General features: G+C 44.4%; 18 protein-coding genes. 10 read left to right on the top strand and 8 right to left on the bottom strand.

Going from position 1 to position 16,056, the window contains the following annotated elements:
* Positions 1 to 108: 108 nt before the first annotated feature.
* The 3 genes from elbB to ZX61_RS02580 form a co-directional block, all read right to left on the bottom strand.
* Positions 109 to 759 (bottom strand): isoprenoid biosynthesis glyoxalase ElbB, encoded by a 651-nt coding sequence (gene elbB, locus ZX61_RS02585; RefSeq protein WP_049843155.1) that lies wholly within the window; start codon positions 757 to 759, stop codon positions 109 to 111.
* 69 nt (positions 760 to 828) lie between these two features.
* Positions 829 to 963, bottom strand: a complete 135-nt coding sequence (locus ZX61_RS24640) for a hypothetical protein (RefSeq protein WP_268808134.1) — start codon at positions 961 to 963, stop codon at positions 829 to 831.
* 127 nt (positions 964 to 1,090) lie between these two features.
* A complete protein-coding gene (locus ZX61_RS02580) occupies positions 1,091 to 2,023 on the bottom strand; it encodes a LysR family transcriptional regulator (RefSeq protein ID WP_049843154.1) in 933 nt (310 codons plus the stop codon).
* Positions 2,024 to 2,118: 95 nt separating this feature from the next.
* Between ZX61_RS02580 and yjjG the strand changes: the two genes are divergently transcribed.
* Both yjjG and ZX61_RS02570 read left to right on the top strand, forming a co-directional pair.
* Complete coding sequence (yjjG, locus tag ZX61_RS02575; RefSeq protein ID WP_049843153.1) at positions 2,119 to 2,793, top strand: pyrimidine 5'-nucleotidase; 675 nt, start codon at positions 2,119 to 2,121, stop codon at positions 2,791 to 2,793.
* 65 nt (positions 2,794 to 2,858) lie between these two features.
* Positions 2,859 to 3,074: a cold shock domain-containing protein gene (locus tag ZX61_RS02570; RefSeq protein WP_049843152.1), complete on the top strand. Its 216-nt coding sequence runs from the start codon at positions 2,859 to 2,861 to the stop codon at positions 3,072 to 3,074.
* A gap of 8 nt (positions 3,075 to 3,082) precedes the next feature.
* Here the strand turns inward: ZX61_RS02570 and ZX61_RS02565 are convergent, their stop codons facing one another.
* A complete protein-coding gene (locus ZX61_RS02565) occupies positions 3,083 to 3,769 on the bottom strand; it encodes a helix-turn-helix transcriptional regulator (RefSeq protein WP_049843151.1) in 687 nt (228 codons plus the stop codon).
* Between the two features lie 72 nt (positions 3,770 to 3,841).
* Positions 3,842 to 4,162, bottom strand: coding sequence for a hypothetical protein (locus ZX61_RS02560; RefSeq protein WP_049843150.1), 321 nt, complete (start codon positions 4,160 to 4,162; stop codon positions 3,842 to 3,844).
* Positions 4,163 to 4,357: 195 nt separating this feature from the next.
* Here ZX61_RS02560 and ZX61_RS02555 point away from each other — a divergent pair, with 195 nt between their 5' ends.
* Entirely contained in the window at positions 4,358 to 4,951 is a 594-nt protein-coding gene (locus ZX61_RS02555) for a DUF1294 domain-containing protein (protein WP_049843149.1), read from the top strand.
* Positions 4,952 to 5,010: 59 nt separating this feature from the next.
* Here the strand turns inward: ZX61_RS02555 and phnX are convergent, their stop codons facing one another.
* The 3 genes from phnX to phnW are packed head-to-tail and all read right to left on the bottom strand — an operon-like array spanning position 5,011 to position 8,395.
* Positions 5,011 to 5,826 (bottom strand): phosphonoacetaldehyde hydrolase, encoded by an 816-nt coding sequence (phnX, locus tag ZX61_RS02550; RefSeq protein WP_049843148.1) that lies wholly within the window; start codon positions 5,824 to 5,826, stop codon positions 5,011 to 5,013.
* Positions 5,827 to 5,886: 60 nt separating this feature from the next.
* A complete protein-coding gene (locus ZX61_RS02545; protein ID WP_049843147.1) occupies positions 5,887 to 7,266 on the bottom strand; it encodes an aspartate aminotransferase family protein in 1,380 nt (459 codons plus the stop codon).
* 25 nt (positions 7,267 to 7,291) lie between these two features.
* A complete protein-coding gene (phnW, locus tag ZX61_RS02540; RefSeq protein WP_049843146.1) occupies positions 7,292 to 8,395 on the bottom strand; it encodes a 2-aminoethylphosphonate--pyruvate transaminase in 1,104 nt (367 codons plus the stop codon).
* Between the two features lie 283 nt (positions 8,396 to 8,678).
* On the opposite strand from phnW, the gene ZX61_RS02535 reads away from it, so the two are divergent.
* The 7 genes from ZX61_RS02535 (at position 8,679) to ZX61_RS02505 (ending at position 15,981) form a co-directional block, all read left to right on the top strand.
* Positions 8,679 to 9,689 (top strand): putative 2-aminoethylphosphonate ABC transporter substrate-binding protein, encoded by a 1,011-nt coding sequence (locus ZX61_RS02535; RefSeq protein WP_150114952.1) that lies wholly within the window; start codon positions 8,679 to 8,681, stop codon positions 9,687 to 9,689.
* 460 nt (positions 9,690 to 10,149) lie between these two features.
* Positions 10,150 to 10,554 (top strand): GNAT family N-acetyltransferase, encoded by a 405-nt coding sequence (locus ZX61_RS02530; RefSeq protein WP_049843144.1) that lies wholly within the window; start codon positions 10,150 to 10,152, stop codon positions 10,552 to 10,554.
* Between the two features lie 156 nt (positions 10,555 to 10,710).
* On the top strand, positions 10,711 to 11,823 hold the full coding sequence (locus ZX61_RS02525) for a putative 2-aminoethylphosphonate ABC transporter ATP-binding protein (RefSeq protein WP_049843143.1): 1,113 nt from the start codon (positions 10,711 to 10,713) through the stop codon (positions 11,821 to 11,823).
* Between the two features lie 25 nt (positions 11,824 to 11,848).
* Positions 11,849 to 13,561 carry a putative 2-aminoethylphosphonate ABC transporter permease subunit gene (locus ZX61_RS02520; RefSeq protein ID WP_443083315.1) on the top strand — a complete coding sequence of 571 codons (1,713 nt, stop codon included), beginning with the start codon at positions 11,849 to 11,851 and terminating at the stop codon, positions 13,559 to 13,561.
* A gap of 8 nt (positions 13,562 to 13,569) precedes the next feature.
* Positions 13,570 to 14,274, top strand: a complete 705-nt coding sequence (gene phnR, locus ZX61_RS02515) for a phosphonate utilization transcriptional regulator PhnR (RefSeq protein WP_049843141.1) — start codon at positions 13,570 to 13,572, stop codon at positions 14,272 to 14,274.
* Between the two features lie 79 nt (positions 14,275 to 14,353).
* Positions 14,354 to 15,256, top strand: coding sequence for an EamA family transporter (locus tag ZX61_RS02510; RefSeq protein ID WP_049843140.1), 903 nt, complete (start codon positions 14,354 to 14,356; stop codon positions 15,254 to 15,256).
* Between the two features lie 368 nt (positions 15,257 to 15,624).
* Complete coding sequence (locus ZX61_RS02505) at positions 15,625 to 15,981, top strand: DUF3316 domain-containing protein (protein ID WP_049843139.1); 357 nt, start codon at positions 15,625 to 15,627, stop codon at positions 15,979 to 15,981.
* Positions 15,982 to 16,056 lie beyond the last annotated feature (75 nt).

The raw sequence follows: 16,056 nt of genomic DNA, 5'->3' as shown, positions 1-16,056 counted from the left end.
AATCGTTTAATCAACACATATGGGGATTAACTAAGGTTCATATCTCCGATTAAAAACAAAAAAGCCCCCACTCACATAATGTGGGTGGGGGCTAAGAATGACTGAAATTTATGCGAGTTTGATTAATTGCATAACTAGTTTTTCGATACCACTTGCTGCCTGTGAAATGCTTTCAGCCAGCATGTAAGCAGGAGTCGATAACACCTTGTGTTGTTCATCAACGACAATCTCATCCACTGTGCATTCAACATGTACACCGCCCAATGCGTTGAAAGCCGCGGCTGTGGCTTCATCATTGCCGATAGTACCTATCACACCGTGATCGTAGATCATAGGAATAATAACCGGTGCAATACATATGTAACCCGCAGGTTTTTTCGCTTGCGCAAACGCCCGACATGCCGATGCGACATGAGTGTTAATACTGCATTCCGCACCATTTACCGCGAAATCAGTAAGATTTTTAGCTGCGCCAAACCCACCAGGGACCAAAAGTGCGTCAAACTCTTCAACATTAAGCTTAGCGACGTCTTCAATCTTACCACGCGCAATGCGTGCAGCTTCGACAAGAACGTTGCGAGTCTCATCCATTTCTTCTCCCGTTTTATGGTTAACGGTATGAAGCTGTTCGATATTGGGGGCAAAGCAGTGCCATGTTGCGCCGTGCTTTTCAACTTCATGTAGCGCGAGTACGGATTCGTGAATTTCTGCGCCATCAAATACTCCCGAGCCGCTGAGAAGAACTGCAATCTTTTTCATTTCATTTTCCCTTATAAATATGCGCTATTAGGGTAGTAAAAAATCTTTTGAGACGATCTGATGGACATCTCATTCTTCTAGTTCGAGTTCAGGGTTTGATTCAGATTCTTGTTCCAGCTTTGAGCTATCTTCTCGATCTTCTTCAGAATAGTTTTTAACCACAAACGGAATAAGCATGACACTTGATGGGAAGAATCGTTTCATTGGCAATGTCTCCTAGAGAAGCAGTGATAAGACCATTCTGAACGGATGATAGGCGCTATAACTTGTCTCAAGTCATAAACTGGCTGAGAAACTATCTCAGTATAAAATTATGAGCTTAGTGTCACACTCACTTTTTGTGAGAATGTAAGATCAGACCGCTATCCCAATAGGGGGTTTCAGTGCCTAGTTTCTGATTGATAAAGTCAATGAATACTCTTACTTTATGCGGCATATTTTTGCGCTCGGGGAACACCGCATAGACTGCATGGCTAGGTAGAGCATAGTCTGTAAGAACCACCTGTAAGTTGCCAGCAGCAATATCTTTGCCTGCGATGAATGTAGGCAAGTTAGCGATACCGCTTCCTCCGAGGACGGCTCTGCGTATCGCTTCACTGTTGTTGACAATCAAGCGACCTTTGGGAATGACTTTAAACTCGTTGCCTGAAGAGCTAAGAGACCATTCGCTCCCCCCGCGGTAGTAGCTGTATTGTAGGCAGCTATGGTTAGATAGATCGTTGGGTTTCAATGGCACCCCATTGTCAGCCAAATAGGCTGGTGAGGCACACAAGACACTTTTGCATGGAGCAAGACGTTTTGCGACAAGGTTTGATAGAGGTAAGTGACCAATTCTGATCCCCACATCAACGCTTTCTTCAACCAGATCCACCATGCGATCCTCAAGGTTTAGGTCGACCTCCATATCAGGGTAGAGAGCCAGAAATTCAGAGATAAGTGGCGCGATATGTAAAACACCAAAAGACATTGGAGCAGTGACTTTGAGAGTTCCCCTTGGGTTACCTTGCAGTTCAGTGACGGCGTCAATACCTTGCTGGGCGAGGTCAAGCGCTCGAACAACATAATCATAATATCGCTGTCCTGCTTCGGTTAGACTGAGTTTTCTTGTGGTACGATTGAGGAGCCGAATACCTAGTTCATCTTCAAGTTGCGTGATGCGTTTGCTTACTGCAGATTTCGTGATGTTGAGTTTACTGGCTGCGGCAGAAAAACTGCCACGTTCTACGACAGACACGAAGATAGGGATGGCAGAGAATGCTTGCATGGTTGAGCTCCAGTAAACAATAAGTTTCTAATAGGCAGTATTATCATCTAAAAGAAAACAATTTACACTAGCAGCAAGATTTTGAGGAGATAATAATGAAATACGATTGGATCTTGTTTGATGCTGACGAAACCCTGTTTCATTTCGATGCCTTTAAAGGGATGCAGCTAATGTTCTCTCGTAAAGGAATAAACTTCACTCAAGGCGATTTTGATTACTATCAAAAGGTCAACAAGCCGTTGTGGGTGGATTATCAAAATGGAGCGATAACTGCGCAAGAGTTGAAGCACACGCGATTTCAAGAGTGGGCAGACAAGCTTGAAACGACCACATCTGAGCTAAACTCTGCGTTTTTGGAGGCGATGGCTGATATATGCACGGTATTGCCAGGTGCGAAAGAATTGATGGAAGCCCTACATGGTAAAACGAAGATGGGCATCATCACCAATGGCTTTACAGACCTTCAGGCGATCAGACTTGAGAAAACGGGGATGAGCCAATACTTTGAGCACGTGATTATCTCAGAAGAAGTTGGAGTGGCAAAGCCAGATAAGGCAATTTTTAGTCATGCGTTAGAAAAAATGGGCATGCCTTGCAAGAGTAGGGTTTTGATGGTGGGTGATAATCAGCACTCTGATATTCTGGGTGGGATCAATTTTGGTATTGAAACTTGTTGGCTGAATAGTAGTGATGTTGAAAGTGATGATTCAATTTCACCATGTTACACAGTAAGTTCGTTGCATGAGTTGAAAGATATATTAGTTGCTTAATGAGTGATCCCATTACGCGAATTTCCAGTACTTAATATTAAAGTTTGTGTTGAAGGGGCTTAAAGATGTCGGTATTGGGAAAAATCGTTGATCTAGATGAAAGTCATGGCTACGGCTTTATTAAACAAGAAAATGAAGATGGGAAAGTATTTTTCCATGTCAGAGATATAGCGGAATCAACAATTGATCCCCATGTAAATGAGTTGGTGGAGTTTGATGTTGAGTGTGATCTGAGCGGCTGTCGGCTCGCTCTCAATATATTGCCAACCCTGACAAAGTAAAACTAGGTTTAAGCATCTGGTGCATGCTGTTTAATATAGTGTTCGAGGCATTTTTCCGTTGATGTCTCGAATACCTCATCAAGAATATTGAGTTTCTCAATTCTATCAATGCGAAAATGCCGATAGTCATCTCTTAGCTCACACCACGCAACCAATGTCCAAATTTTCCCCCAAAAGATCTGTCCTAGCGGTTGTAACTTGCGTACAGTTTTATCACCTTTTTGATCGCAATAATCAATTTCGATTTTCAATTTGGCGTCAGTTGCATGGCGAAGCATTTTACCGCGGGTGGCGTTTCTTGTTGAAGCATGGATTTCAGGAACTAAGATAGGAAAGCGTTCAATTTGCTGCTTAAGTTTATCGGGTAGCACCGAGAGGATCTTTGATGATGCAGATTTAGAAGCGGCCGCGAGTTCATCGTCAGACCAAGCGCGAACCATGCGCATTCCAAGCTCTAGCGCTACCATCTCTTTATCAGTAAACATAAGAGGGGGCAGGTGAGAGTCAGCTTGAAGTATGTATCCAACACCGGCTTCTCCTTGAATGGGAACCCCAGAGTTAAGTAGAGACTGAATGTCACGATAGATGGTCCTCTCACTGACTTCCATCTGCTCGGCAAGGTGAGCGGCTGTTACCGCATAACGCTTGGCTCGAAGCAAGGTTAAAAGTTCAAATAGTCGTTCTGATTTACTCACATTTCCTCTCAACAATAGAGTTTTTTTGATTAGGTAGAGGCCAACTAGGACACCCTACCTATCGATGCGAGACTATTGGTATTTTTCCGCAAGGTCACTCATCATGATTGTTTGATGTTGCATGATGACCGACTCCGGGTCAATTAATGCCATTAATGGTTGGCAGTCTTCACATGACATAAATTTTTTGCCAGCTGCTTGTGCATTTTCCATTGAATTCCAATAGACAACATCTGTCCAAGTGTTCGAATCTTTGTCAAAGCTTAGTGAGCGATATTCAAACCCTTCTAGGGATGAAACAAACTTTTGGCTTTGTTCGCTAGCTGATACGAGTTGTTCTGACGTTGCGGATTCTAATAGCTTGAAGCGAACGATTTCGATGACACTTTTCATAATCATATTCCTTATTTTGTGTTTTAGGTTCGGAATAAGAATAGGCAAAGCTTGTGTCAGAACTTGTCAGTAGTGTTTCATGTCAAAAAAAATACAGAAAATTGCAAGAATATGCACATGGTGGATTATGTGTGCTATAGCTTATTTAACAATATGAAAATCTAATTAACGTTGTTGCTAGGGCGAGGGACTTTCATGTCAATTCAAGGAACGATTGCTTGTTGGGATCAGAATAAGGGGTATGGCTATATTTCGGTTGAGAATCAAGATACTCAGATTCGATTTCATATTAGCGATTTAGCCAATGCATCTCAGATACCCAGCGTAAGTGAACCCGTAATATTTAGGCTTGGTGCAGATAGCAATGGAATGATGCGCGCCATTGAAATTAAAAGACCAGTCGTATTTAACTTTTCATTGGCTATTGCTATTTGGTTTTGTAGCGCTTTGGTTGGTAGTGTTGTGCTGCTCGATTTTCCAGTTGTCGCTTGTCTGTTTTATTTTGCTGTAAGTACTGTTACCTACACCGTTTATGCGTTTGACAAACATGCTAAGCTGACAGGTAGTTGGCGCATTCCTGAATCAAGTTTTCACGCGCTCAATCTATTGGGTGGCTGGATTGGTGCTTTATTTGCTCAGTCGTTTATGCACCACAAGTATCATGATATTGGCTTTAAGTTCTTGTTTTGGACAACACTCGTGATCAACATCCTACTTTACTGCTGGATGATTACCGACGAAGGCGCGATGATACTGCAACAGGTGATTTATCAGCTTCGGTTGTATTAACGCAGACATACAGCAAAGGGCTCCCGTGAGCCCTTTGCTTTGTTTAGTCGCCTAATAAATTACGGCCGTTCGCCGGCTTCTAGGCGGTGTTCGATATCAGCGATGACTTTTGGAAAATCAGCAATTGTGTCGATTAGATAATGTGGTGAGCTTTGAATAAGCTTGGTGCGCGCCTTTTCACGAGCGGCACTTAGCGTTACTTCATCGGCTGCTTGGTACTCTTCAAACGTCAATCCAGCTTCGTTACCAGAAAGCAACAGACCAACTGTCCACATACCGGCGTTGTGACCCTCATCGATGCCCGGTGCTGCATCATCCACCTTGATGCACGCATTAACGTCGGTTACATTCAGCTCAATCACGTTCTTCAGTGCCATAAATGGTGCAGGTCGACCACCTTGAGGAAGATCATCTGTTGCCACTACGTAATCGGGCTTGTAGCCGTAATCAGCCGCAACAGGAACCAGTACGTCCATCACCTCACGAGGGTAACCAGAACAAGAGCCAATCTTAATGCCTTTATCTTTGAGGTCGTTTACCACTTCAATTGCATTGAGGATTGGTTCTGCGTGGTCTGCCACTTTTGCTTTTTGCAGAGGCATAAACGCCGCGTAGATTGCGTCAATGTCTTCGCTAGTCATCGAGCGACCAAACTTCTCATTCCAGCGTTTATCTACCGCAGGAATTCGGCCCACTGCCTGGATGTGGTCCCACTTACCAAGGCCCATTGGTTCACGCGCTTCTTCAAGGTCGATATCGAAATCAAAGCCTTGTTTGAATGCTTCAACAAAGATGCTGGTTGGCGAAAATGAGCCGAAGTCGACGATAGTGCCTGCCCAGTCAAAGATGACTGCCTGAATTGGTGAGTTGTTCATATTTAATCCTTTTGTTTTGCTACAGCGCGTATTTACGCTCCGGATATAATGGGTTTCGTATTACGAGTAGTTAAAGTCTTTGCATACATTGGCGATGGCTTCTTCGAAGATGGCCAAGGCTTCTGTCAGTTGTTCGCGAGTGATGATCAGCGGTGGGCTAAGTTGGATTACATTGCCTTGTGACACCTTAAAGCTCATACCATGGTTGAGGCATTGGTAGAGCACGGCTTCGGCTTCGTCATAGGCGCGCTGCTTGCTCTCATGGTCGGTGACCAGCTCAATACCCCACAGCATGCCGATGCCGCGTACATCGCCAATTACTGGGTATTTGGCTTTCATTTCCAGTAGCTTGTCACGTATGAACTGGCTGTCGGCCATGGCTTTGTCTAGCAAGCTGTCTTGCTCTATCGCTTCCATGGTTGCCAGTGCCGCCGCGCAGCCGATTGGGCTTTTCTCATGGGTGTAATGGCCCATCGATATTTGCTCAGCGGTGTTGTATTTATCTTTGGTGATCATAGCGGCTATAGGCACTAAGCCACCGCCTAAACCTTTACCAATGCACAGAATGTCTGGCTCAATATCGTAAGCTTGGTAGGTAAACCATGCGCCACTGCGACCCATTCCGTTGGGGATATCGTCGATAATCAGCATGACATTGTGCTTATCACAGATTTCACGGATGCGTTTCCAATAGGCTTTACTTGGCACTTGTACATCTGTGTTGCGAACTGCTTCGGCGATAAACGCTCCGACACCGCTTTCTTTCTCAATCACGTACTCAAGGTAGTCGGCGTAATGCACGTCACTGCCGTCTGGTGAAGGAATGGCGCCTCGGTAAGATACTGCTGGTGGTATGCGTTCTACGCCTGCCATTAGTGGGCCCATACCTTGACGGAAGCAGGCTTCACCACCAACAGAGATAGCATCCAGTGATGCACCGTGAAAAGAGTCCCACAAAGAGACGACTTTGTAATTGCCTGTGATGTGACGCGCTAGTTTTAGCGCCATGCCAACCGCAGATGTGCCACCTGGTGCAAATAACACCCGATTCAACTCACCACCACAGATTTGCGTTAGCTTCTCAGCACATTCAATAGCAGTTTGGTTAGTAAAACGGCGTGGTGAAAACGGCAACTTGGCAATTTGCTCTTGCACACGTTTAATCACATGTGGATGTCCGTAACCCAACTGATGAACATTATTGCCATGGAAATCCATGTACTTTTTGCCCGTCGAATCTTGGATGTAGATGCCTTCTGCTGCCTCTAATGTATCGAGACAAGGCGTCGACATTGCCTGATGAAGAAACACATCAGAATCTCGCTTTAGTAAGGCTTGTGTGCGCTTGTCATCCATAGATGCGTTCCATGCTTGGCGCGCTGCTGTGGTGTTGACGTCCCCTTCGCTACGGAAATGGGTCGGTTGTACATTTTCAGTCATAACACTATCTCTTCCTGAAGGCTATTTAAGTAACTTGCCAGTACATGGCTTTTTTAATCGCACCGATTAGGCGCTCAATATCCGCAGGGTACACTTCGCCAATGTTGCCGATACGGAAACAGTCTGCGTTCGACACCTTACCCGGATAAATCACAAAACCTTGCTCCTTCAAACGGGTGTAGAACTCTTTGAACTGATAGTCACTGTGCGTAGGAGAGTAGAAAGAGGTGATGATTGGTGAATGAAGCTCATCATTTAGTAGTGGTTCAAAACCCAGAGAGCGCATACCCGCAACCAGTGTTTTCTGGTTAGTTTGGTAACGGTTGTGACGCGCTTCGACACCGCCTTCTTGCTCAAGCTCTAATAAAGCTTGGTAGAAAGCGCGAACCGTGTGCGTTGGAGACGTGAAACGCCATTTACCGTGGTTCGCTTCCATACAGTGCCATTGATCGTATAGATCAAGGCTTAAAGAGCGTGCCTGACCTTGGCATTTTTCTAGCTCAGTTTGCTTTGCGATTACAAAGCCAAACCCCGGTACGCCTTGAATACATTTGTTTGCTGAGCTGATCATAAAGTCGATGTTGAGCTTTGCAATATCGATAGGAATCCCGCCAAAGCTCGACATTGCATCGAGAATCACCACTTTGCCGTGCGCTTTTGCCATCGACGCAAAAGCTTCAATTGGGTTAAGCATGCCTGTTGTGGTTTCGCAGTGAACAATCGCAACATGGGTGATGCTAGGATCCGATGCCAATGCAGTTTCCACCTCGTTCAAGTGTGGCTGTGATGTTTCGCCAGGGGAAACTACATGGCATGGAATATTTAGATACTCAGCAATTTGAGCGATACGTGCGCCGTATGCGCCGTTGTCAACAACCAACAATTTGCCATCTTTGCCAATCGCGCTGCCAATCGTTGCCTCTACCGATGCTGTACCACTACCTTGCATCAGTACGCTAGTGTAGCCATCCTGCTCTGTTGCAAGTTTCACCAGCTTAGTGCGGATAACTTCTACGATGTCTTTGTTGTAGTCATCATCCCAAGTACACCAATCTTTAAACATGGCTTCACGAACGGTTTCAGATGTCGATAAAGGACCCGGAGTCAGCAGTAGGTATTCGTTTTTCATCTCGATTTCCATTTTAACTATATTTGGTCTACACCAAAATTTGAATTTACTTTAGCAAGAGGAAAAAACAACAGTAAAGGTCAGAAAGTCGAATTTAATAAAACTTTCATATGAAAAATTCGTTGGCAGAATTCCGCACAGTTTTTCGTCAATTCTTTAAAAAAGTGCCATTTTTTGTTCATTGAATCGTAATAAAGCGCTTTTAGGGTGTATTACGTCAACTGGTACAGACCAATGCTAATTCGGCAAGGTTTAACAAACGTAATAGTCTTAATTGGAGAAGATGATGAAAAACCGTTTGATGAAAGGATCGCTAGCTGCACTTGTTTCTCTGCTGGCAACAAACGCAATGGCAGCACAGGAAGTGACGGTTTACACGGCTTTCGAAACTGACATTCTGGCAAAGTACAAAAATGCTTTCGAAAAAGAAAACCCTGATATCAAAATCAAATGGGTTCGTGACTCAACAGGCATCATGACTGCTAAGCTACTTGCAGAAAAAAACAACCCACGTGCTGAAGTTGTTTGGGGTCTGGCAGGTTCTTCGATGGCGTTACTAAAAGAAGAAGGTCTTCTACAGCCATACACACCTAAAGGCCTGGATCAGCTGAATGCCAGTTTGAATGACCCGCAATCAAACCAAGCTTGGTTTGGTAACGACGCATTCTTTAACGCGGTATGTTTTAACGAAGCGGTTGCTAAGCAGCTGAACCTGCCAAAGCCGACGTCTTGGCAAGATCTGACTAAACCTGTATACAAAGGTCATATCGCAATGCCTAACCCAGCTTCTTCAGGGACTGGCTATATGCAAGTTTCAGCTTGGCTGCAGAATATGGGTGAAGACAAAGCGTGGAACTACATGCGCGATCTTGATAAGAACATCGCACACTACACGCATTCCGGTTCTAAGCCATGTGTACAAGCAGGCATGGGTGAAGTTGCGATTGGTATTTCAATGGCAAGTCGTGGCGCTAAGCTAAAAACACAAGGTGCTCCTTTAGCGGTGATTACACCTAAAGGCATCGGTTGGGAATCAGAAGCGGTGGGCTTAGTCAAAGAGTCTGACGCAGCGAAGCGTGTAGTTGATTGGTCTATTTCGAAAGCGGCAAATGAGCTTTACATAGAGATGTACCCAGTAGTTGGACATAAAGATGTGAAAGCAACAGTGTCTAACTTCCCGAATGTTGAAGCGAACATGGCTAAGATGGACTTTGCTCAGATGGGCAGCAAGCGTGCGGATATACTAGCGGCTTGGTCAGCGAAATTCGACTCTAAATCAGAGCCTAAATCATAAGCTGATTAGGGTCTGTTGACCTTTTGAGCTGATTTTTGCAGCAGTTTGTGGGTTCTTTATGCAAGGCAGAGGCTTTGAATTGTAGTTGCTCTACCTGATAAGCCGATAACACAGCAGAAAGGAGCCACAAACGCTGCCCGAAGGGTTCGGCTAAAAGCGTTTTACTCTTTGTTGAGAGGTGTTTTGCTTAGAATGACTAGGCGACAAACCTCTCGCCGCGATTAAAACGCTTTTATCTCGAACAAAATTTAACCGCAAAAGGTCAACAGACCCTAGTTATTGAGATAACAAAGGAGAGCAGGGTTGCTCTCCTTTTTGCTTTTCAGCAAAGTTAAGGGCAAATTAGGATAACTGGATAACTGGATAACTGGATAACTGGATAACTGGATAACTGGATAACTGGATAACTGGATAACTGGATAACTGGATAACTGGATAACTGGAGGGCAAGGAAAGCATTATGAGGGTAGAAAGAATTACGGCTAATCAAACACTCGCGTTGAGGCATGCGGTGCTATGGCCGGCAAAGAGTCTGGAGTTTTGTCGTGTGGCAGAAGATGAATTTGGCTTTCATTACGGAGGCTTTATCGGAGATCAGTTGGTCGGTGTCGCATCGGTCTTTGTTGAGCAGGATGAAGCTCGACTACGCAAATTTGCTGTTTTGCCTGAGTATCAAGGGCAGGGTATAGGCTCGATGATGTTGGAAACCATGCTGAGCGAAGTTCGAGATTTTCAGGCGATACTTTTTTGGTGTGATGCACGCGAATCAGCACTGGGTATCTATCGCAAATTCGGTATGAGTAAACGAGGTGAGCGCTTTTACAAAGGGGAAATCCCGTACTTTAAAATGTCTCTTGAGCTGTGAACTTTTGGGACGCAGATTGACCTCGCTAATCATTCGGTCACAGATAATAGGCCAATCGAGTGAATTCATTTTATTGTCATCTTTGCTCTATAAATTTGTCATGCCGCTGAAACAAACCAGATTTAAGGTTGGTATATACCATTTGGAGAGTGTGTTATGTCAACTAACCAACCTTACTTACAAATTGAAAATGTAGTGAAGCAATTTGGCCAGTTCACTGCGTTAAAGCAAATTTCACTGGCAATAGAGAAGGGCGAGTTTGTCTGCTTTCTTGGCCCTTCTGGCTGCGGCAAAACGACCCTACTACGAGCTATCGCTGGCCTTGACCTACCGACTTCAGGTGGCATCTATCAAGACGGACAAGATACGACCTTCCTTCCTCCGGAAAAACGCGATTTTGGTATTGTTTTTCAATCATACGCGCTATTTCCAAACCTTACCGTGCAAGAGAATATTGCCATCGGATTAAAGAACCAAGGGATGACCAACCAAGAAGCCTTAGAAAAGGTTGATTATTGGCTTGATATGATTGGTTTACCGACTTCTGGTGAAAAGTATCCTAACCAATTGTCTGGTGGTCAGCAGCAGCGTGTTGCCCTTGCGAGAGCGTTAGCCTTGTCCCCAGGGTTATTGCTTCTTGATGAACCTCTTTCTGCACTTGATGCCAAAGTTCGTGTTCACCTTAGAGATGAGATTTGCAAACTTCAGCGCAAACTGGGTATTACCACAATCATGGTGACTCATGACCAAGATGAAGCGCTATCTATGGCTGATAGAATCGTTGTGATGAATCATGGTGTCATTGAGCAAGTGGGCACGCCACAAGAGATCTATCAACACCCTGCTACTCGTTTTGTTGCTGAGTTTGTTGGCAGTATGAATTTTATTTCTGCCTCCGCAGCGACTGATACTCAACTACGTATCGCTGAGTCGCTTATTCCCGCTCCTGTTATTGAAAACAAGCAAGTAGTGAGAGGGGATTGCTTTGATCTGGCAATACGCCCAGAAAGTATCCGCTTTGCTGAGCAATTTAATAATGCTCTACCTGTGAAGATCCGAGACAGAGAGTTCCTCGGTGCGTTTTATCGCTTTGAATGTGAACTTCAGCATGACAAACAAGCCGCGCCGATCTTCATCGATGTCGCTGGCGAAGTGGTCACCGAGCAGAAGCTGCGTATTGGCGATATTCGATACATTCAGTTCTCAAAACAGGGGGTACGTGCATACCCAACGCTAAGCCCGAATAGCACTAAAGCAATTGCGGCTTAAGGTATCACTAATGGAAAGCAGAACTATGTACAACTCTGGAGTTAACTCTCGCTCATTGCGTCCTTCATCTCTTTTGCACAGGGTCAGTAAAGATAACCTAGTGCTATTTGGCTTATTGGCATTTTTATTTTCAGCACTAACGATTTTTATTGTGATGCCTCTATGGGCGATGCTGACAAAAAGTGTTCAGAACAACAGTGGCGAATTTGTTGGGCTGGAGAACTTCGCTACCTATTTTGCCAATGACAGCCTTTGGTACTCTGTTGGCAACACATTTACATTAGGACTTCTGGTGACTGCCGTTGTAGGTGTGCACGCTTTTGGTTATGCCTACGCATTGACGAGATCGTGCATGCCAATGAAAGGCGTGTTCCACATGTTAGGGACGGCTCCTATTTTGGCGCCGTCACTGCTTCCTGCCATCAGTCTTATCTTTTTGTTTGGCAACCAAGGTATCGCTAAAGAGTTGCTCGGTGGTCACTCAGTCTACGGCTTGGTGGGCATCTCGCTAGGTCTCATCTTTTGGACCTTCCCTCATGCCCTGATGATACTTACCACCTCATTGAGAACCTCGGATGCGAGATTGTATGAAGCGGCGCGAGCTTTAAAAACGTCACCGTTCAAGACTTTCTTTGTCGTCACTCTTCCGGCTGCCAAGTACGGCTTGATCAGTACCTTGATTGTCGTGTTCACTTTGGTTGTGTGTGATTTTGGTGTACCTAAAGTGATAGGCGGAAATTACAATGTTCTGGCGACAGATATTTTCAAGCAAGTCGTCGGGCAGCAAAACTTCTCTATGGGTGCGGTGACCAGTATTTTACTGTTAATGCCTGCCTTGCTCGCGTTTGTTGCCGACCGCTGGGTACAAAAGAAACAAAAAAGCCTATTTGATACCCGTTCTGTCCCTTATCAGCCAGAACCCAATAAAGTCAGAGACGGGATCTGTTTTGCCTATTGTTTGGTGATTTCTGCCGCGGTGATTGTGGTACTTGGGATGGCAGTATATGGCTCATTGGTGACCTTCTGGCCTTGGAACAAGGCGCTGACTCTGAACAACTACAACTTTGCTGAAATGAGTACCTATGGTTGGTCTCCATACTTTAACTCGCTAACACTCGCAACATGGACAGCCATTATCGGTACAGCAATTATTTTTGTTGGAGCGTACTGTATTGAGAAAGGGCGGGCGTTTGCGCCTGTTCGACAAGCCATGCAAATGCTCAGCGTTGTTCCTATGGCAGTACCGGGAATGGTATTGGGGCTGGGGTATATCTTCTATTTTAATGATGCCAACAACCCACTCAGCGTTTTATATGGCGGCATGGCGTTTCTTGTTATCAACACCGTGGTTCACTATTACACCGTAGGTCATATGACAGCGGTAACCGCGCTTAAGCAAATTCCGAGCGAAATTGAAGCGACAGCGGCATCGGTAAAGCTACCTCAGTACAAGTTGTTTTTAAAGGTGACGCTACCAGTTTGCGTTCCTGCGACTCTAGATATCGCTACCTATTTGTTTATTAATGCATTAACCACCACTTCTGCGGTAGTATTTATCTACTCTACGGAAACTATCCCTGCTTCTGTGTCAGTATTAAATATGGATGATGCAGGACAGACAGGTGCAGCCGCAGCGATGGCAGTGATGATCATGATCTCTGCTGCTGTCGCCAAGTTAGCACACATGACGTTAGGCAAATGGTTAGAAAACAAAACGCAAGCATGGCGTAAAAGGTAAGGACAAGGGTGCAGTACGTAAAAATTAAAGATTCGATTGTTGAGCAAATTGAATCAGGCATGTTATCGCCAAGGCAGAAATTGCCAGCAGAAAGGAAGCTTGCTGAGTCGTTTGATACCACACGAGTCACGCTCAGAGAGGCGTTATCCTTGCTTGAAGCAGAAGGGCGAATCTACCGAGAAGACAGACGTGGTTGGTTTATCTCGCCACTGCCACTTAAGTACGATCCGACGCAGACTCTCAACTTTACCAATATGGCGACCGCGCAGCAGCGCACACCAAAGACGGAGTTGATTACAGCAAAAGGTATTCTTGCCAATAAGCAAGCGGCTAGCTTACTTGGGTTACAGCCATTTTCTGATGTGTATCGGGTAGATAGAGTACGATACTTAGAAGAGCGCCCAGTGGTGTATGTCACAAACTATATTCGTCCGGAGCTGTTTCCAAACCTTCTCGATTTTGATTTGTCGAAGTCATTAACTGACATTTATCGTGAACATTATGGCGTTGTTTACGAAAAGATTCGCTACCGCATTAGTACCAGCACTTTACTTGGTAACACTGCTCAAGCGCTTCGCGCTACCTCAGGGACACCTGCCATGGTGGTTGAGCGGATTAACTACAATCAAAATGGCGAGTTAATTGATTGCGATATCGAGTATTGGAGACACGATGCAATCAGCATCGAGTCAGTCGCGCAGCTTCAACGTTAAATTGAAACCTCTATTTAGGCTTCTGTTCGGTGACCAGAAGCCCTTTATATTCCAGCATCTCTAAAAATAAGGAATGACTATGTCTGTATGGGCGATATGTCTGGTGGTCGTATCTGCTTTTCTGCATGCGGGATGGAACCTTCTAAGCAAAAGCAATAAATCGTCAGGAACGGCATTTTTCTTGTCCAGTAGTGCAGCCGCTTCGTTAGTGCTAGCCCCTTATGTCATTTGGTATTTAAGCCAGGTTGGCGTCACTAATATTCCTTCGACATTTTGGTGGATGTTGCTCATCAGTGGGGTGGCTCAGTTTGTTTATCTGATTGGTTTGGGTCATGCCTATAAACATGGTGATATTGGAGTAATATATCCTATTGCACGTGCGTTGCCAGTACTGATGGTGGGAGCAGGAACGGCGATTCTCGGCTACCAATTGACGACGCTAGTCTGGGGGGGATTCATATTGATTACCATCGGTTGCCTACTTGTACCGCTTACTTCAATGAGACAACTGAGTGTTTCGGATTATATGAATACTGGTGTTTTATGGGCGGTGATCGCAGCAGTCGGAACAACAGGTTACTCGATCTTAGATAAAGAAGCGCTACATATTGTTGATGTCGAGTTGTCAGCGATTATTTCGAATCTACAGTCAGCCATCTTTTATCTAGGAATTCAATTTTGGACAATATTTTTGGTCATCACCATCTACGTAATAGGAACACGGCAGTGGAATGAGTTCTCGCAAGCTTGGAGCATTAAGAAAACCTCTGCAATGGCGGGAATTATGATGTCGACCACTTATGGTTTGGTGCTGTACGCCATGACAATGACGGAGAATGTCAGTTATGTTGTGGCGCTTCGACAGTTAAGTATCGTGTTTGGCATGATTTTCGGGGTTGTATTTCTAAGAGAACGGTTAGCGCTAACTCGAAGCCTAGGGACGGGGTTGATTTTCGCAGGACTTATCTTATCGGTTGTATAGATCATACTGGTGACAGTATTCGCGGAAAGTTCATAAAATTTATATGATATTTGCGCTCAGTATTATAACAAATCACTCTAAAGTATGATGTGGATTCTCTTTCTTCGTTTGTGAATCGAACTAACAACATATTGAAGAGGTTGAACTTTAATATCAGGCATAAAGCAAGCCAATATTTCCCTACATTTAATGCGATAATTTTTGTGTCGCTTATTTCAAATTCTTCGAATAAGAAGTGCAATTATTTCTAATTCAAACTGGTCTTTTGTTACGTACTATTAATGTACTCGGGCAATGGAATAACGCCTGATTATTAAAACTATTTAAGTAAGTTTAAGGTAAGAAAATAGGTAGCTAAGGAGTCAGTTATGATTAAAGTAGTGAGTTTAGCAAGCGTAATGTTGTTTAGTTCAGTTGCAATGGCTGGTTTGGGTGGGGCGTACAATACCGTGATTCAAAGTGAAACTATGAATGGTAACCCTATGGCCTCAAAAGAAGCCGCTCTTGCCGCGGGTAAAACAATGATTATGGAAATCAACGATAAATCTCCATATGAATTGAGCCGCGCGGTTTCATACCCAAGCAACGACCTTGTCGATGTTAATTCATTTGAACTTCGGGGTTCACACGTAACAGTAAATGAAATTGTAACCAGTGAAGGTGAAATTGCTTTCCAACCTGTTATTAATGTCAGCTACGAGTTCAGAGCTCGTGATCGAGATTAATTATAGAAATACCGTTTTGCTAGCAAATAATAAAAAACCCAAGCTTGTTGCTTGGGTTTAATTTGTTAAACGTGT

Source organism: Vibrio sp. VPAP30 (assembly GCF_001188205.1).
Classification (GTDB): Bacteria; Pseudomonadota; Gammaproteobacteria; order Enterobacterales; family Vibrionaceae; genus Vibrio; species Vibrio bivalvicida.
Note: the sequence above shows the minus strand (reverse complement) of the source record. Positions and strands in the feature narration are given on the sequence as shown.